Below are 17,033 nucleotides of genomic sequence, written 5' to 3'. Positions count from 1 at the left end.
GAGTGGGTGAAGAAATCATAGAGAGAGATGGAGCTGTTTTGATGAAAACGATTTGTGTGTTTGCTGGTTCGAATCCAGGTGTGAATGACATCTACAAACAAAAAGCTGTCGAGCTAGGGGCTTATATGGCAGAGCAAGGAATCCGCCTTGTATACGGTGGCTCACGAATTGGCTTAATGGGAGCTATAGCGGATGAGGTATTGAAAAACGGCGGGCAAGTGATCGGAGTCATGCCAAAAGGGCTTTTTAGAGGAGAAGTTGTGCATCAAGAGCTCACTGAACTCATTGAAGTCAAAGGGATGCATGAACGAAAAGCGAAAATGAGCGAGCTGGCCGATGGGTTTATTGCCATGCCAGGTGGTTTTGGTACATATGAAGAATTATTTGAGGTGCTATGCTGGGCGCAAATTGGCATCCATCAAAAGCCAATCGGATTGTATCAAGTGAATGACTATTTCAATCCGCTCATAGACATGGTGAAGTTTAGTGTACAGGAAGGTTTTTCGAATGAATCACATCTTCAATTACTACATGCCTCTGGAGAACCGGAAGAATTGATGTCACAGATGGCTTCCTATCAAACACCGTCTCTTCAGCAGAAATGGACGGAGCTGTCTTAAAATAGATGCATAACAAAAAACCGTCTGTTCAAAGAGCAGACGGTTTGTTTTGTGATTATTTTTGTTCTTCTGTATTACGGGTCAAGACTTTGTCAATGAGTCCGTATTGAAGTGCTTCTTCCGCTGTTTTGAAGTTGTCACGATCTGTATCACGCTCAATGACTTCAATTGGCTGACCAGTACGTTCAGCAAGTACTTGGTTCAGTTTATCGCGTAAAGAAAGGATTCGTTTTGCCGCAATTTCAATTTCTGTTGCTTGACCTTGCGCACCACCTAGTGGTTGGTGAATCATCACTTCACTATTTGGAAGGGCATAACGCTTACCTTTTTCACCAGCAGCAAGCAGGAACGCACCCATAGATGCAGCCATACCAATACAAATAGTTGATACCTTTGGTTTAATAAATTGCATCGTATCATAAATGGCCATACCAGCTGTGATCGAACCGCCAGGGCTGTTAATGTAGATAGAGATATCTTTTTCAGGATCCTCGGCTTCTAAGAAGAGAAGCTGTGATACGATGGAGTTGGCAACATTGTCATCGATCGCAGAACCAAGCATGATAATACGGTCTTTTAAAAGACGAGAATAAATGTCGTAAGCTCTTTCCCCACGATTTGTTTGCTCAATGACTGTAGGTATTAAATTCATAATGTTCCTCCTTCACCTTTTAGGTAAGTATGTAATTCAATGATACATTTTTGGTCAATAAAGGTCAAACAAAATGCTGACCTAAAATCAAATACCCCTATCCATTTTCCCCAAAACTCTTCCACTTCAAACCATCATATGAGTATATGTATGGGAATGAAGAAAATGCATCGACAGGGATAGCGATTAATCATTGCTTTCTTGCAGCATTTCCCTTATAATTTGATATGCTGACGTTTAAAAAACATATCGTGCGCTCGTAGCTCAGTTGGATAGAGCGGTGGTTTCCGGTACCACGTCTGCCGGGGGTTCGAATCCCTCCGAGCGCGTACTTGACCTTGCTTACGATGATAAAGGTCTTTCATGAATCCCTCTTCATATGAAGAGGGGTTTTTTATGTTTAATCGAATTGATCGTTTTCTTCTAATAAAGTTAGGATAAGCAAGTGATAAAATGGTTTGGCTGCAAGCCAGCAACATCTATCCGAGTATAATAAAATCAACCCCACTCTTAACATAAGAATGGGGTTGATTGCTATAAAGGGGTTACCTGCCTTTTTGGCCTTTCCTGTAAATAGCCGCAGGTATAATTGTAAAAAGAACAATGATAAATCCAATCACGGATACAGTATTTTTTACTATATTGTCATTCACAGTGAAGTTTGTCACTATCATTGCCGCCAGACAAAGAATGATGATTAAATAACTGTATTTCTCCAAGACTTTCACAAAATATCCCTCCAATATGAATCTATAAAATTGAAACAATTATTATAATATGATATTTTTACCTCGTATTCAAAAAATAAACAAGGAAGGGGTATATTGGATGAAAACTATTTTTCATAAAAAGAGTGTAATATGCTTCATAACAGCTCTTTTCATGCTATTGTCAACGATTTTTACTGCGAATGCAACAGCAATTAGTCCTAATTCAGAAGTGGATGAAGAGTATCAAGAGTTGCTAGAGGTTTTATTGGCGATTGAAGCTTTACCTGACAGCGTTATTGCCAAAGGGGATGAAGCTGTAGTTAAATGGTTGGAAGAGAACTCTAATATCCCTCTTCAACGACAAGGTGAGGTTGTTACTATGGGGGTAGTTGGTTGTATTTCCGCGGTTGGAACTGCCATTATAACCAATGTTATACCGATAGCAAAAATCGCAAAAGTCAAGTCCGCATTAAAAGCTGCAGGAGGTGCTACAAAATTTGTTAAAACATTGATTCCAGCGTATAAAGCGGCTAGAGAGGCAGGAAAAAGTAAGGCGAATGCTGTAAAAACAGCTGTAAATAAAGCAGCGAAAAATGCTAGTCCTGAAGCAAAAAGAGCACTACTTGAATTTTTCAATATAGGAAATGTGTATTCAGCCTGCTTTGAATAAATATCAAAATATCAGATCCGATCTAAAAGACAAAGCACTTAAACAGGAGGCTTTGTCTTTTTTTCTGCTATCCTCTTAAAATACTAGCCATAAGTCTCATTTATCCCCTTTTCAGGCGTATTTGTTGAGCCCGATCACTGTATAAGATTAACATGGTAGAGAATTGACAATAAGGAGAGGATTCTTGTGGCGAAGGTTTTAATGATTACGTTTCCAGCTGAAGGACATGTGAACCCAATGTTAGGAATGATAAGAGCATTTGTTGATCGAGGTGATGAAGTGCATGTGGTCACAACTGAACATTATCAAAAGCGGATCAAACGCTTAGGCGCTCACGTACATATACATCCAGATTATATTCGCACATTAAGTGTCGAAGAAAGCGATTTAGAGTCCATGCAGCCATTTTTCCATGCCATGCTGCAAACGTCATTAGACATTTTAGAAGTGGTGGAAACTCTTTCTCAACAGCATTCATTTGATTTGGTCTATTTTGATATGTTTGGAGCAGGTGAGCTTGTGCGGGATTACTTACAAATTCCAGGCATTGGTTCGAATCCTTCTTTTGTGCTGCAGGAGGCGCATTTTGATACACCTTTATACAGAAAAGATGAGAAGGCGGCTCATCTGTTAGAAGAAATACATGAACGTTTTGGCGTTCAGCCAACACATTTGATGCAATTCATGAAAAACCGCGGAGAACTGAATATGGTGTATACAAGTGAATATTTTCAGCCGTCTGTTGATGCATTGGATGATTCGTTTGTCTTCATTGGACCGAGCTTTCTAAAACGTGCTGACCAGCATGATTTCCCGTTAGAAGCGCTTGAGCGAGAGAAGGTCGTCTTTATTTCAATGGGAACGGTTCTTGGAGATACTGAAGCATTCTTTAATATGTGTATTGATGCTTTTGCCGACTTTGATGGAAAAGTGATTCTCGCAACTGGTGAAAAAATCGACATGTCTCTCCTAAAAGAAGCGCCATCTCATTTTCTTATCGAGCCTTATGTGCCGCAGCTTGAAGTCCTTGAACTGACAGATGTGTTTGTGACCCACGGCGGGATGAACAGTGTCAATGAAGGTATTCATTATCATGTTCCAATGGTTGTCATCCCGGTTGACAAAGATCAGCCGATGGTGGCAAAAAGACTGACTGATCTCTCTGCTGCTCGTGCACTCGATAAAGACCAGCTGACAGCAAAACAGCTGAGAGATACTGTAGAGAGTGTACTCGGAAGTGACACATATCGTGCTGGGATTGAAAAGATTGAAGAAAGTTTCCAAACAGCAGGTGGAACAGAAAAAGCATTACGTGTCATTGATCAGTTTATGCAAGCGAAACAGACTCAATCATGAGTCTGTTTTTTCGGTGAAAAAAGCCATTGTATTTCCCAGATCTGTATGCTAATATTCAATTCGTAATCATTTCGATTAATAATCGTAATGATTACGATAAAATGAACATTTGGGGGAAGTACATATGAATCATCAACCTGATTACATAAAGAAAAAGGACGAGAAAAAGCAGTCCTTTGTGACATATACCTTGATGCTGTTTTCAGTCATGGCTTGTTTTCTATTGGCATCTTGTTCTGAAAATAAGACCTCTTCCAGTTTAAGTGGAAGAGAAGATGATGAACTGGTGTATGCAAGTACAAAAGATATAAGAGACATTAATCCCCATCTATATGGCGGGGAGATGGCCGCTCAAAATATGGTGTTTGAATCGCTTGTTGTGAATACGGAAAAAGGCATTCAACCTGCCCTGGCCCAAAGCTGGGATATTTCTAAAGATGGAAAAACCTACACATTTCATCTTCGAGAAAACGTGACTTTTTCAGATGGTGAGCCATTTAATGCGAAGGCTGTCAAAATGAATATTGATGCAGTTGTCAAAAATATTGAAAAAAATGCTTGGCTCAATCTCGTGTCAGAAATTAAATCCACAAAGGCTGTAGATGAACATACTTTTGTTCTCACATTGAAGGAGCCCTATTATCCAACATTAGAAGAACTTGGTTTAACACGTCCATTCCGTTTTATTTCTCCCAAAAGCTTTATTGATGGCACCACATCAAAAGGCGTAAAAGGTTATGCAGGTACAGGTCCTTATGTGTTAAAGGAACATAAGAAAAATCAATATGCCATTTTTGAAGTGAATCATCACTATTGGGGAAAGAATCCAAAGATTTCAACGGTGAAATGGAAGGTCATGCCAGATCATCAAACCATTTTACTCGCTCTTCAAAAAGGGGAGGTTGATCTCTTATTTGGAGCAGATGGTGACATGATTGATGGAGATTCATTTCAGGCTTTAAAAGAAGCTGGTCAATATGGTGTGACTGTGAGTCCTCCTGTTGGTTCAAGATCTATTGTAATCAACTCCAATCAACCAATAACACAAGATCCAAAAGTAAGAGAAGCATTTCAATATGCCATTCAAAAAGAGATGATTACAGAAGGGATTTTAAATGGAACTGAACAGGTGGCACATACACTGCTCGCCCCATCAGTCCCTTACGCAAATATTCCGCTTAAAAAGAAAACCTATCAAAAAAAGAAAGCAGAGGCATTATTAGATGAGGCAGGCTGGAAGCTAAAAGAAGACGGCTATCGCTATCAAAAAGACAAGCCGCTCAGCGTGACCATTTATTATAATTCGGATAATGCAGGTGAAAGAACGATTAGTGAATCGATTCAGCAGGACTTCAAGCAGGTTGGAATCAAGCTGGATATTAGAGGTGAAGAAAAACAGGCATTTTTAGATCGTCAAAAAACAGGAAAGTTTGATCTTATGTACTCTCTATCTTGGGGACTTCCTTATGACCCTCAAACATACGTCTCTTCATTCCGTGTTGCATCCCATGCTGATTATCAAGCTCAGTTAGGATTGAAAAAGAAAAAGTGGCTGGATGAGACCATTACGAAAGTATTGGTGGAGCCGGATGAGCAAAAGAGGGCACAAATGTACCGAGATATTTTGACGTATATTCATGATGAAAATGTGTATATCCCTATTTCCTATTCTGTGACAAAGGCCGTTTATAATAAGCGCCTCAAAGGTGTAGATTTTCATGTATCTCAGTATGAAATTCCCTTTGATCGAATGTATTTTTCGTCATAAATCGGAGGCTGAGACATGACACGCTATATCATAAAACGATTATTGCTTCTTTTGCCGCTCATTGTATTCATTACGTTTTTTGCGTTTGTGCTACTTGCGATGCGTGCGAGTGATCCAGCTGAGGTCGCTTTACGTGTGAACCAAGTAACCCCAACGGAAGAGATGGTTGAATCTATGCGTCAAGAGCTAGGCTTAGATCAACCGTTTTTCATACGCTATGTCACATGGCTTAAAGACGGATTAACAGGTGATTTTGGCAGTAGTTATGTCACACATGAGCCTGTACTTGACCTGATGATGGAGGCACTTCCTGCGACTTTACAGCTTGCAGGGATGTCCCTTTTGTTTATTATTGTGCTGAGTTTGTTATTCGGAATGGTATGTGCATATGCGGCACATACATGGTTGGATCGAATCGTGAGAGCATTTGTGTTTATTGCAGCTTCCATGCCTAGTTTTTGGTTGGGCATTTTGTTTATCTGGCTTTTTTCAGTCAAATTTAACTGGGTCAACACGAGTGGAATGGAAGGATTTAAATCGATTCTTTTGCCAGCGATGACTTTATCACTTGGCTACTTATCGACCTATGTGAGACTCATTCGAAATCAAATCCTAAAGTTTCAGCACGAGCCCTTTGTTTTTTATGCAAGAGCTCGTGGTTTAAAGGAACGAACCATTCAATTGAAGGTGATGAGACATGCCCTTCAACTAGCAGTAACAGCACTCGGTATGTCAGTACCAAAGCTCATTGCAGGAACCGTCATTATTGAAAATCTCTTTGCTTGGCCAGGGGTTGGCCGTTTGTGTGTAACAGCTATTTTTCATGCCGATTTCCCTATTATTCAAGCCTATTTGTTTGTGATGGGATGCCTGTTCGTTGTGTGCAACCTCGTTGCTGATGTCATACAAATGATCATGAACCCGCAGTTAAGAAAGGAGGTCTAAAAAATTTGATCGTATGGAATCAATTAAGAAAAGATCGAATGGCTATTCTGTCTATCTGGCTTTTGGTACTTGTCACATTAGCTGGGCTGTTTGCACCGTTTCTAGCGCCGCATGACCCAACTGACACGAACATTCTTCAAAAATATGCTGGTGTGAGTCTAACATATCCCCTCGGAACCGATCAGCTGGGGAGATGCGTATTGTCCCGGCTCTTATATGGTATTCGGACAACGATGCTTGCTGCCGTGCTGACAATGTGTATCACGATGCTCATTGGCACGATACTTGGACTCTTAGCTGGCTTTTTTAGAGGGAAAGTTGATGAAGTGTTGATGAGAATATGTGATGTCATGCTGTCATTTCCAGCAGAGGTGATGATTTTGGCTGTTGTGGGCATTATGGGACCTGGGCTTTTCAATATTATTTTGGCCAATGTCCTTGCAAAATGGGCTTGGTATACAAGGATGATTCGTTCGTCAGTCCTGCAATATACGAATGAACCATCTGTTCAGTTTGCGAAAGTATCTGGAGGTTCACCTTTTTATATCCTTCGAAAACATCTATTTCCTCGCATCTCAGGAGAGATAGCTGTCTTTGCTACACTTGACGCAGGCTGGGTCATTTTAAATATTTCTGCTCTGTCTTTTCTTGGATTAGGTGTGAGTGCACCTACACCGGAATGGGGCATGATGCTCAACGAGGCGAAGAATGTCATGGTGACGCACCCGGCTCATATGCTCCCGCCTGGACTTGCGATCTTATTTGTGGTCATGGCACTGAATTTTTTAGGAGACAGTCTTCAGCAGGTCATGAACCCTGCCATGCATCTTAGCAACAAAAAAAGGGGGAGACGATTTGCCTTTCATCGAGATAAAAAACCTGTCCGTACATGATCCGATTCAACAAAAGGATTTGGCGGCAAATATCACGTTTACATTACATAGACAACGTTGTTTAGGCGTTATTGGAGAAAGTGGAAGCGGAAAATCAACCGTTGCAAAAGCATTAATTGGCCTTATCCCTCCTTCGCTAGAGATGATTGGGACCATTTTGTTTGACGGTGAAAAATTGACAAGTCAGACTGCACAGCAGTGGAGAGGAAAGCGAATTGGCTACATTCCACAAGATGCTATGAATGCGTTCAATCCAATTGAAACAATTGGTCATCAAATACTTGAAACGTTCCAGCGGCATTTGGGTTTACGTGGAAAAGAAGGGACAGCACATGCGATCACTGGGCTAGAACGTGTCCATTTAAACAATCCGCATATGTTAATGAAAAAATATTCTCATGAGCTGTCGGGAGGAATGCTTCAACGTGTCATGATTGCCATTACGATCATGCTTTCTCCTGACGTGATCATTGCCGATGAGCCTACAGCATCATTAGATGCATATAACCGGCGCGAAGTCATCACACAATTACAGAGGCTGAAAGAAGAAACAGGAGCTGCCTTGATCATCATTTCTCATGATTTAGGCGTCGTTCAGGCAATCGCTGATGAATTGTTGGTGATGCACCAAGGGAAGATGCTTGAGCATCGTCATGCAAAAGAGATATTTACATCACCTGAGCATCCTCAAACGAGGCATTTACTAGAAACGAGGCTTCGCTTATCGGCACCCCTTGAAGCACTGAGGCAGCAGAAGAGAGTGAGGGCATTCCCATGCTGATCACAGCAAATCAACTACTTAAACATGGAGAAGATAAAGGGCGCTTTTTTCATAAAGAGGAATCCATAGCACGCATAGCTCAGGTTTCATTTCAGGTTGGAGAAGGTGAATGTGTCGGGTTAGTCGGTGAGAGCGGTAGTGGTAAAAGTACAATAGCACGTACGCTGCTTGGTTTAGAAACATTAGACGGCGGAGAGATAAAGATAGATGGATGGCCAGCTCATACATGGCGTAAGATGAACCGGGGGGAAATGAGTGTTGTTTTTCAGGATTATCTATCTTCTGTCCATCCTTCCTTTACAGTGAAAGAGATCATAGCAGAACCCATGCAAATAATAAAGCGAAACATGAATATGAACCAAAAAGTGTTGTCCCTGCTCAAGCAAGTAAGACTTCCATCGTCTTTGCTAAATCAATATGCTCATCAGCTAAGCGGCGGTCAGCTCCAGCGTGTATGCATAGCAAGAGCCATATCGACGAATCCAGCCATTCTCATCTTAGATGAAGTCCTTAGCTCACTTGACGTTTCTGTCCAAGTTCAAATATTGGAGCTTCTTGAGACATTAAAGCAAGAGTTAGATATGACCATTCTCATGATTACCCATGATCTAGAGGCAGCCGTTTATTTATGTGATCGACTTCTTTTTTTACATGAGGGAAAACTTGTGGAAGAATGTAAAAGTGACCAGCTGTTTGAAGCGACTCATCCATTTACGCTCAAGCTAATAGACTCACTCATGCCTTTTCAGCTTGACAAAAAATAACCAATCTTTTATCGTATACGTAACAAACGACGGAAGGGTGACCCAATGCAATGAAGTACTAATCCTATGACCTGTAAGCAAAATGAAAGAACGAAGGCAGTGAGCAAACGATATGTGTTGCTATGTTTGCTGCGTTTTCATTTTTTAGCTTCGGAATAGGATGGTACAGCTTGGGAATCAAAGATTGAAGTGATGGATACGGGGGATATGTGTGCTTATTTGATGAACCGCATGTCATTCTGTATCGATACGCTCTTATTTTTGTACACCATTTTGCCTCCTATTCTGAGAATGGGAGGCTTTTTCATGTCTCCTGATACGAAAGGAGAGGGTTGGATGTTACTGAGAGCCCACCAATTAAAAGTATTTAGAAAGGATCGCTTGTTATTTGATATAGAGGAGCTGGCCATTCATCAAGGGGACCGAATCGGCCTTGTGGGAACGAATGGCAGTGGGAAAACGACATTGCTCCATGTACTGGCGGGTAGGGAAAAACCAGACAGCGGCACATTTGCACACACTACAACTTGTACGCTGCTTCCTCAACTAAAGACAGGAGATGGCAGACAAAGTGGCGGAGAGATGACTCAAGCTTATATTGAGAGAGCTTTAAGTCGGCCTTCTGCCCTTTTATTAGCCGATGAACCCACGACTCACTTAGATACGGAGCATATTGAGTGGCTAGAAGAAAAGCTTCGTTATCATCAAGGTGCTCTGATTGTCGTCTCGCATGACCGTGCTTTTTTAGATGCGTTATGTACAGACATTTGGGAATTGGAGGATGGGAAACTCAAACCATACAAAGGCAACTACAGCGATTTTGCCCGGGAAAAAGAACTCGAACATCGTCAGCAAATGGAGGCGTACGAGGCGTATACCCAAAAGAAAAAACAGTTAGAACATGCCATGCAAAAGAAAATGAAAAAGGCCGACAAAGCGACAAAGCCATCTCCAAAGCTGAAATCCTCGGGGCCTAAAATTGCAAAGCCTTACTATGCAAACAAGCAAAAAAAGCTTCAAAAAACAGCCAAATCCATCGAAACAAGAATGGAGAAATTAGAAAAGGTGGAGAAGGTAAAGGAAGCCCAGCCTCTTCAAATGACGCAGCACACCATGAAGGAAGTGGCAAGCCGCACCATTTTTCGTGTCGAACATGTAGATGGCAAGGCAGGAGATAAAGTCCTTTGGAAAAAGGCGAATGTAGAAGTAAGAGGCGGAGACAAAGTCGCGATCATTGGGAAGAATGGGAGCGGTAAAACGACATTTCTCCGAATGCTTGTAAACGGTCATCCCGGGATTTTTCGTTCAGAAGCCGTGAAGATTGGTTATTTCAGCCAAGATCTTTCAGAACTGAATCTAGATGAATCGATCTTACAAAATGCACTGGAACAGGCGATTCAAGATGAGACTGTCGTTCGCACCGTTTTAGCGAGACTTGGGTTTCGGGGAGACGATGTGTATAAGCTGACGAACGTATTAAGCGGCGGGGAACGGGTGAAGACGATGCTTGCCAAGCTGCTCGTCAGTGATGCCAATGTTCTGATGCTTGATGAACCGACGAACTTTTTAGACCTTGCGGCAGTTGAAGCGCTTGAAGGACTTTTAAAAGATTACCCGGGCACAGTTGTGTTTGTCTCCCACGACAGGAGGCTCATTGAGCAGGTGGCTACTCGTATTCTTCATGTGCACGAGGGGACCATTGAACGCTTTGATGGCACCTATGAAGAATATAAACAAAAGGAAGAAAAGCCAGTTGCTACAAAGAAAGAAGAAGAGCTCCTGCTGATTGATATGCAGCTGTCTGAAGTGCTCAGTCGTTTAAGCATCGAGCCTTCTCGTGAGCTTGAAGAGACGTTTCAAGCATTGTTAAAAAGAAAGAAGTTGTTAGAGTCATAAAAAAAGCCCCTGTGTTTACTGTACAGGGGTCTGTTCGTTTCGTTCTTTTTTCAATTGTTCAAGTTCGCTGACTGTGACAAGCTGGTAGCCTTGTTTGGTGAGTTCATGTATGATCTTCACTGCTGCTCGAGCAGAGCTGTCATAAATATCGTGCATGAGTACGGTTTTGCCATCTGCTGCATGTGAGAGAACATGGTTTGTGATCTGCTGGCTGTTGCGAATTTTCCAGTCTTCAGGATCGACATCCCACAATGAAACGTTCATGCCAACCGCTTGATTGATGTCGGGATTTGTTCCTCCATATGGCGGTCTAAAGTGCGTAGGAGTATAACCGCTGGCCTTTTCAATCAGTTTCTGCGTGTCTTTTACTTGTTTGACCGCTTCTTTTAGAGGGAGTCTCGTTAATAAAGGATGATTATATGAATGGTTTCCGATCTCATTTCCGCCCTTTAAAATGTCGGCAAGCATTCCAGGATAATACTGAACCCTGCTTCCTAATACGAAAAAGGTGGCGTGTCCTTTATTTTCCTTTAGCGCTGCTAAAATGGTTGAAGTTGTGGCTGGGTTTGGACCGTCATCAAATGTGAGTGCGATGGCTTTTTTATTCGGATCAAGCTTTGGCTTTTGCGGCAGCTTGACGGCTTTTCTTTTTGGATTTGGTTCTTTGATTTCATTCTGATTTTTGGTCTTATTCATATATTCCGGCTTCAAGATATCTTTTAGTAGCGTCTTTTTGATCGCCAGCGTTTGCGGACCTAAGTCCTTTGCGGCTACTTGAGAAGCTGGGAAATAGAACTCTATATATTTCTCTTTTAAGGCGAATTGACTGAAGTTTTGATCAGTAGGGGCTGTTCCTTTTTGAAGGAGTGATAGATCCTTAGACAAGGTTTTATCTTTTTTAAGCTCCGTGTATGTAATATAGGATAATTTTTTCAAATAGTCCTTTTTGGGTTGAAATAAATCTTTTGTGTCAAGAAAGTCTTTTTTCTGAAAATCAAAATTGATTGTGACGTGATGAGTGGTCCCATTTTGCTGACCTGTATATGTGTAGGTCGTAAAATAAATGGCCGCAGATTGTTTTGCATAGTGCACCATGTCATAGTCAATATTCAGTTCAAACCGTTTGTTTTCATCAATGTCCTTTGCTTCACTAAATGTCTTTTTGAAATGCTCTAATGCTGAATTCGCATAGCTTTGAATCTTGTCATCTAGCTTTTTTTGATGAAAAAGTGGATAGTTCACCGCATATCTCATAAACTTCCCGTCATTTACAAGAGTGACAATTTCAACATTTTTATAATTCGTATCCTGCTTCACATTTTTCTTCTCTGTACCGCTTGCTTGCTGATTTTGAAAGAATGCAACTGCTCCAATGACGATGGCAAGCGCAAATAGGATGATACTCCATTTTCCCTTTACTGACACAACTTTCAATTCTCCTCTCATGACGGGTCATTCTTTATTTCTTTGACATCTGTTTGTAATATTTTTATAACATTTGACTTACTTTTGTAATTTTAGGGGATTTTCATGCGGAATGTCAACTATTTTCCTATTAAACTACTGTAAAAAATGATAGGTCTTTCAGAACGAAAAAAAGCAGAAGGAAAGAATTCTCTTATTTGCCGTCTACCAATACCTTCAATAATTAAAAAATTGAGCCGTACATTGATTTTTCAGAGGCTGACGGCTATAATTTTGATGATTATGATTCTCATTTTCAAACTGACTTTTAATGAAGAAAAGGATGACACCGATTTTGCCGGATAAGCGAACATCTCAACAAAAACGATCATCACCTATTTTGTTCTTTTTATTGTTTTTTCTCGCTGTCATTGGTTTATTGGCGGCTATGTTTTTGGCTGTTTCCTACGGTGCAAAGTCATTGTCTTTGCAAACGGTCTGGACAGCTGTGTTTGACTATCACTCTCATGTGACAGAGCAGCAGATCATTCATGAATTAAGGCTTCCTCGTGTGCTAGGAGCGGCGCTTGTTGGAGCGGCGTTTGCTGTGGCAGGTGCGCTGATGCAAGGCATTACAAGAAATCCGCTGGCAGATGCGGGGATATTAGGCATTAACGGCGGTGCGATGTTTGTAGTCGCTCTCTGTTTTGCTTTTTTTCCAGGAATGCCTTATTCCGCATTGATGTTATTTTCTTTTTTTGGTGCCGTTCTCAGTACACTGCTGATCTTTGCCATTGGGGCGGCTGGCGGCGTGCTGACCCCACTTCGGCTCACTGTAGCTGGAGCTGTTGTTGCCGCATTGCTGCATGCGCTAAGCTCGGGTATCGCCATTTACTTTGATCTCAGTCAGGATCTGGCTTTTTGGTATGCAGGGGGTGTGGCAGGTGTCAAATGGCCGCAGCTGATGATCCTTGCTCCAGTCATTCTCATTGTCATCGTTTGGGCGATGTTATTAGGACGATCCCTCTCGTTATTATCACTTGGTGAAGATGTAGCTGCGAATTTAGGGGTGAAAACCAGGCAAGTGCGAATACTAGGTATGGCTGCTGCGGTTCTGCTGGCAGGCGTGTCTGTATCGGCGGTTGGGTCTATTGGGTTTGTCGGGCTTGTCATTCCACATATTGCACGAAAGCTGGTTGGGGTCAATTATCGTTTCGTCATTCCGATGTCAGCGATTTTAGGCGCAATGCTTCTCGTCTTCGCTGATCTTGCCAGCCGGACAGTAAATCCGCCAAGAGAGCTTGCCATTGGCGTTATGGTGGCACTTGTTGGTGTTCCTTTCTTCTTATATATTGCCAGAAAAGAAGGGAGGAACCTGTCATGAAAGAGAAACGGCGTGCTCTTGTCGTGACAGCCGTTTTGCTTTGTCTGAGTGCGGCTGTCGTGCTGTATAGTTTAAATACCGGCACGCTGAAACTCAGTCCTCTCGTTGTCGTCAAAACGTTATTTGGCTTTGGAGATTTCCAAAGTGAGACGGTGCTGTTTGATTATCGTCTGCCTCGAATCGTCGTGACGATACTAGCTGGAATAGGTCTAGGCATCGCAGGTGGCATTTTGCAGAGTTTATCCCGCAATCCACTGGCTGATCCTGGGATTATTGGTCTGAATGCAGGAGCCGCATTCGGCTTAATCATCTTTGTGACGTATTTTCACGTACTAGAAGGAAATCCATCTTTACTCATTCCGCTCTTTACATTTGGTGGAGGCCTACTTGCGGCGTCAGTCATCGTTCTTCTTGCGTACGACAGGCATGAAGGGCTTGTACCTATCCGGCTGATTCTTGTTGGAATTGCCGTAGCTGCGGGGTTTAGTGCATTGACGTTATATTTGTCATTGAAACTGGATGAAGATACATATACCTTCGCTTCAAGGTGGCTTGTGGGAAATGTATGGGGAAGAGACTGGATTCATGTACTTGCGCTCCTGCCTTGGATCGTATGTCTTGTCCCGCTTACGCTCATGCAGTCCAGCACACTCAATGCGTTAACGTTAGGTGATGCCGTCGCCTCAAGTGTTGGCGTACGTGTACAGCGTAAACGTCTGTTGCTACTCACCTTAGCTGTTGGTCTAGCGAGTGCAAGTGTATCGATGACAGGCGGAATTGGTTTTATTGGCCTTGTTGCACCTCATTTGGCGAGGCGTCTTGTTGGCTCACTGCACCAATATTTTTTACCAGTGAGCGCCTTGCTTGGATTGTTGATTTTGGTCAGTGCCGATACACTCGGACGTTCCATATTTGCCCCAAATGCCATCCCAGCGGGTGTGGTTGTGGCTTTTATCGGAGCACCTTATTTTCTCTATTTATTAACAAAAACAAAATAAGAAAGAGGAACTCATCATGAAAAAAGTACTTGTGTTTGGTTTAACGCTCTGTTTCTTGATTCTGGCCGCTTGTGGTCAACAGGAAACAAAGAAGACAACAAATCAAGATGAAAACGGAACACCTAAGATTGCGTCCTTGTCAATTCATTTAACAAATGACTTATTAGCACTCGGGATAAAACCTGCTGGCTCTGTTGTAGGGGGAGACTTAAAAGATTTCCTTCCACATGCGAAAAAGCAGCTTAGCCAAACGAAGAAGCTGGGCATCGCAGCAGATCCTGATATGGAGTCATTGCTTGCTTTAAAACCAGATGTCATTTACGTCGATGAAGAACTAGCTGGACAAGACTTATCAAAATACAAGAAAATCGCCAAAACCGAAGTGTTTAATTTAAATGATGGCACATGGCGTGATCATTTAAAAAAAATCGGCAAGCTCGTCAATAAAGAAAAAGAAGCCGATCAATATATTAAGGACTACAATCAAGAAGCAAAAGAAGTCAAATCACTCATCCAGAAAAAGATTGGAAATGGAAAAGTGATGGCGATTCGTGTAACAGCAAAAGAGCTTCGAGTATTTAGTATGAAACGTCCGATGGGGCCAATTTTATACGATGATTTAGGACTGACACCTGTAGATGGTGTGAAAAAACTGGACAGCAAACGTCCATTTGAAGTCATTTCTCAAGAAGTGCTTCCTGACTTTGATGCAGATGCTATTTTTGTCGTCGTGAACCGTGATGATAAGGCGCAACAGGCATTCAAACAGTTAGAGCAGACGCCGATTTGGAAAGGCCTAAAAGCCGTGAAGAAAAACCAAGTGTATCCGATTGCAGATCAGCCATGGTTAGATTATTCAGCTCTAGGAAACAAAATGGCAATGGATGAAGCAAAAAAGATGTTCTCTAAATAAACAGCAGATAAATCAAGGCATCATTCCGCATCTAGGAATGATGTCTCTTTTTTTGATTCGTTCTTCTATTCATTCGCTTTTTGCATACATATGAGAGGGAACGAGCAGTATCGCCCGTATGAAAGGATAAGGGGAGGGGTTACAGTTGAAGGTTCAAAAAATTAGTGCAGGCACTATTGCGAGGCTTGTGCTGCTTTTATTGGCACTTGTGAACAGCGCTCTCACTGCTGCAGGAAAAAGCCCAATTCCAATTGATGAAGAAGGTGTGCAGCAATTCATTACGTTAGCCTTTCTTGGCATCACATCACTATGGGCCTATTGGAAGAACAATGATATTACGAAAAAAGCACGAACCAAAAAAGAAGAATAACAGAAAACAGAGCCTTTTCATGCAAAAAGGCTCTCAGCATGTAGACAAACCCTCGCATTCGGTGTCAGTCCTGCGCGCTGGTGCTCGTCCTTACTAGACTGCAAAGGTTTTCTATCACGCTGAAAAGAAGACAAAGGGCTAAAATAAGTTCATTTTAGCCCTTTGTCCATAAACTGAAAAGAGCCTTTTCATATAAAAAGGCTCTATTTCATCGAAGCGACAAGCGCCTCTCCCCGCAAATTGGTTTGATCTCAGTGGCTTACGCCCGGTGTTCTCCCATATTGGTAAGAAACGCTTTCACTTCCTCGATGGTTAAGCCAATGGCCTTTGCTTCACTCATGAGACGCTTCCATTCTGACATATTTGAGTCGGTCAGCTTTCTATGATGGACATGTAACGTCTTTCCTTCCTGCTCCTTTCTGTAGGTTTGGAGCAGCTGATACAGTTCTTCTTTAGGCATGCCAGATTGGACGGCATGAACGATATGATCCCGCCACTCCTGTTCACCGCCCTCAGCGTAATGAAACATCATCGTTTCTGCATCAAACAGCTCTTGTAAATCAATGTCTAGTGATGAGGATACCTTTTTTAAAAACTGGACAGATGGATTACGATGGACACCACGCTCAATTTTACTCAAATACGATTTAGAGACATGGGCATCTTCAGCCAGCTGCTGGATTGAGTATCCTTTCCTCTTTCGGTAAATGCGTATCACCTTTCCTATCATTCGATATATGATCTCCCTTCTCCCCGGCGAATCGTTCTGCGACCTTTTCGTTCATTATAAGAAATAAATTGTTCTTTATAAAATTCAAAAACGTAAGAAACAGGAAGTAAACAAAAGAAAACGAACGATTTCGTTCTTTAAAAAGAACTATAAGACCTATTATGACATTTTTCTTTGCG

At 41.9% G+C, this 17,033-nt stretch carries 16 protein-coding genes and 1 tRNA gene; 14 read left to right on the top strand and 3 right to left on the bottom strand.

Going from position 1 to position 17,033, the window contains the following annotated elements:
- The first annotated feature begins 41 nt into the window (after positions 1 to 41).
- Positions 42 to 620 carry a TIGR00730 family Rossman fold protein gene (locus tag ACSBQP_RS10575; protein ID WP_129547907.1) on the top strand — a complete coding sequence of 193 codons (579 nt, stop codon included), beginning with the start codon at positions 42 to 44 and terminating at the stop codon, positions 618 to 620.
- A gap of 55 nt (positions 621 to 675) precedes the next feature.
- On the opposite strand, the gene clpP is transcribed toward ACSBQP_RS10575, so the two are convergent.
- A complete protein-coding gene (clpP, locus tag ACSBQP_RS10570) occupies positions 676 to 1,272 on the bottom strand; it encodes an ATP-dependent Clp endopeptidase proteolytic subunit ClpP (RefSeq protein ID WP_007500118.1) in 597 nt (198 codons plus the stop codon).
- 253 nt (positions 1,273 to 1,525) lie between these two features.
- On the opposite strand from clpP, the gene ACSBQP_RS10565 reads away from it, so the two are divergent.
- The 9 genes from ACSBQP_RS10565 (at position 1,526) to abc-f (ending at position 11,055) form a co-directional block, all read left to right on the top strand.
- Positions 1,526 to 1,601 (top strand) — tRNA-Arg (locus tag ACSBQP_RS10565).
- A 499-nt stretch (positions 1,602 to 2,100) separates the two neighbouring features.
- A complete protein-coding gene (locus ACSBQP_RS10560) occupies positions 2,101 to 2,652 on the top strand; it encodes a hypothetical protein (protein ID WP_017359180.1) in 552 nt (183 codons plus the stop codon).
- A 186-nt stretch (positions 2,653 to 2,838) separates the two neighbouring features.
- A complete protein-coding gene (locus ACSBQP_RS10555; protein ID WP_129547833.1) occupies positions 2,839 to 4,008 on the top strand; it encodes a macrolide family glycosyltransferase in 1,170 nt (389 codons plus the stop codon).
- Positions 4,009 to 4,132: 124 nt separating this feature from the next.
- The gene (gene nikA / locus ACSBQP_RS10550; RefSeq protein WP_041091291.1) at positions 4,133 to 5,776 is read left to right on the top strand and encodes a nickel ABC transporter substrate-binding protein; all 1,644 of its coding nucleotides are present in this window, start codon (positions 4,133 to 4,135) and stop codon (positions 5,774 to 5,776) included.
- A gap of 15 nt (positions 5,777 to 5,791) precedes the next feature.
- The gene (opp1B, locus tag ACSBQP_RS10545; protein WP_035389465.1) at positions 5,792 to 6,721 is read left to right on the top strand and encodes a nickel/cobalt ABC transporter permease; all 930 of its coding nucleotides are present in this window, start codon (positions 5,792 to 5,794) and stop codon (positions 6,719 to 6,721) included.
- 5 nt (positions 6,722 to 6,726) lie between these two features.
- Positions 6,727 to 7,614 carry a nickel/cobalt ABC transporter permease gene (gene opp1C / locus ACSBQP_RS10540; protein WP_435028394.1) on the top strand — a complete coding sequence of 296 codons (888 nt, stop codon included), beginning with the start codon at positions 6,727 to 6,729 and terminating at the stop codon, positions 7,612 to 7,614.
- Positions 7,577 to 8,395: an ABC transporter ATP-binding protein gene (locus tag ACSBQP_RS10535; protein WP_340968066.1), complete on the top strand. Its 819-nt coding sequence runs from the start codon at positions 7,577 to 7,579 to the stop codon at positions 8,393 to 8,395. Before opp1C ends, ACSBQP_RS10535 begins: the two co-directional genes overlap by 38 nt.
- The gene (locus ACSBQP_RS10530; protein WP_046527391.1) at positions 8,389 to 9,159 is read left to right on the top strand and encodes an ABC transporter ATP-binding protein; all 771 of its coding nucleotides are present in this window, start codon (positions 8,389 to 8,391) and stop codon (positions 9,157 to 9,159) included. The genes ACSBQP_RS10535 and ACSBQP_RS10530 overlap by 7 nt, the downstream gene beginning before the upstream one ends.
- Positions 9,160 to 9,495: 336 nt before the next feature.
- Positions 9,496 to 11,055 carry a ribosomal protection-like ABC-F family protein gene (gene abc-f, locus ACSBQP_RS10525; protein WP_435028393.1) on the top strand — a complete coding sequence of 520 codons (1,560 nt, stop codon included), beginning with the start codon at positions 9,496 to 9,498 and terminating at the stop codon, positions 11,053 to 11,055.
- A 15-nt stretch (positions 11,056 to 11,070) separates the two neighbouring features.
- Here the strand turns inward: abc-f and ACSBQP_RS10520 are convergent, their stop codons facing one another.
- On the bottom strand, positions 11,071 to 12,480 hold the full coding sequence (locus ACSBQP_RS10520) for a polysaccharide deacetylase family protein (RefSeq protein WP_017359186.1): 1,410 nt from the start codon (positions 12,478 to 12,480) through the stop codon (positions 11,071 to 11,073).
- Between the two features lie 310 nt (positions 12,481 to 12,790).
- Here ACSBQP_RS10520 and ACSBQP_RS10515 point away from each other — a divergent pair, with 310 nt between their 5' ends.
- From ACSBQP_RS10515 to ACSBQP_RS10500, 4 genes are all read left to right on the top strand, one after another.
- Positions 12,791 to 13,843: a FecCD family ABC transporter permease gene (locus ACSBQP_RS10515; RefSeq protein ID WP_035389454.1), complete on the top strand. Its 1,053-nt coding sequence runs from the start codon at positions 12,791 to 12,793 to the stop codon at positions 13,841 to 13,843.
- Positions 13,840 to 14,841, top strand: a complete 1,002-nt coding sequence (locus tag ACSBQP_RS10510) for a FecCD family ABC transporter permease (protein ID WP_048001964.1) — start codon at positions 13,840 to 13,842, stop codon at positions 14,839 to 14,841. The genes ACSBQP_RS10515 and ACSBQP_RS10510 overlap by 4 nt, the downstream gene beginning before the upstream one ends.
- A 16-nt stretch (positions 14,842 to 14,857) precedes the next feature.
- Positions 14,858 to 15,754 (top strand): iron-hydroxamate ABC transporter substrate-binding protein, encoded by an 897-nt coding sequence (locus ACSBQP_RS10505; protein ID WP_007500130.1) that lies wholly within the window; start codon positions 14,858 to 14,860, stop codon positions 15,752 to 15,754.
- A gap of 145 nt (positions 15,755 to 15,899) precedes the next feature.
- Entirely contained in the window at positions 15,900 to 16,124 is a 225-nt protein-coding gene (locus ACSBQP_RS10500; RefSeq protein WP_008347764.1) for a phage holin, read from the top strand.
- Positions 16,125 to 16,383: 259 nt separating this feature from the next.
- Here the strand turns inward: ACSBQP_RS10500 and slrR are convergent, their stop codons facing one another.
- Positions 16,384 to 16,854 carry an HTH-type transcriptional regulator SlrR gene (gene slrR, locus ACSBQP_RS10495; protein WP_007500131.1) on the bottom strand — a complete coding sequence of 157 codons (471 nt, stop codon included), beginning with the start codon at positions 16,852 to 16,854 and terminating at the stop codon, positions 16,384 to 16,386.
- Positions 16,855 to 17,033 lie beyond the last annotated feature (179 nt).

The organism is Bacillus sp. G402, from assembly GCF_051172515.1.
Taxonomy (GTDB): Bacteria; Bacillota; Bacilli; order Bacillales; family Bacillaceae; genus Bacillus; species Bacillus altitudinis.
This window is presented reverse-complemented; position numbering and strand designations above follow the sequence as displayed.

Coding starts and splice junctions, on each gene's coding strand:
- clpP (WP_007500118.1), bottom strand. CDS start 1,272: ATGAATTTAATACCTACAGTCATTGAGCAAACAAATCGTGGGGAAAGA.
- slrR (WP_007500131.1), bottom strand. CDS start 16,854: ATGATAGGAAAGGTGATACGCATTTACCGAAAGAGGAAAGGATACTCA.
- nikA (WP_041091291.1), top strand. CDS start 4,133: ATGAATCATCAACCTGATTACATAAAGAAAAAGGACGAGAAAAAGCAG.
- ACSBQP_RS10560 (WP_017359180.1), top strand. CDS start 2,101: ATGAAAACTATTTTTCATAAAAAGAGTGTAATATGCTTCATAACAGCT.
- ACSBQP_RS10510 (WP_048001964.1), top strand. CDS start 13,840: ATGAAAGAGAAACGGCGTGCTCTTGTCGTGACAGCCGTTTTGCTTTGT.
- ACSBQP_RS10575 (WP_129547907.1), top strand. CDS start 42: ATGAAAACGATTTGTGTGTTTGCTGGTTCGAATCCAGGTGTGAATGAC.
- ACSBQP_RS10530 (WP_046527391.1), top strand. CDS start 8,389: ATGCTGATCACAGCAAATCAACTACTTAAACATGGAGAAGATAAAGGG.
- ACSBQP_RS10505 (WP_007500130.1), top strand. CDS start 14,858: ATGAAAAAAGTACTTGTGTTTGGTTTAACGCTCTGTTTCTTGATTCTG.
- opp1B (WP_035389465.1), top strand. CDS start 5,792: ATGACACGCTATATCATAAAACGATTATTGCTTCTTTTGCCGCTCATT.
- abc-f (WP_435028393.1), top strand. CDS start 9,496: ATGTTACTGAGAGCCCACCAATTAAAAGTATTTAGAAAGGATCGCTTG.
- ACSBQP_RS10515 (WP_035389454.1), top strand. CDS start 12,791: ATGAAGAAAAGGATGACACCGATTTTGCCGGATAAGCGAACATCTCAA.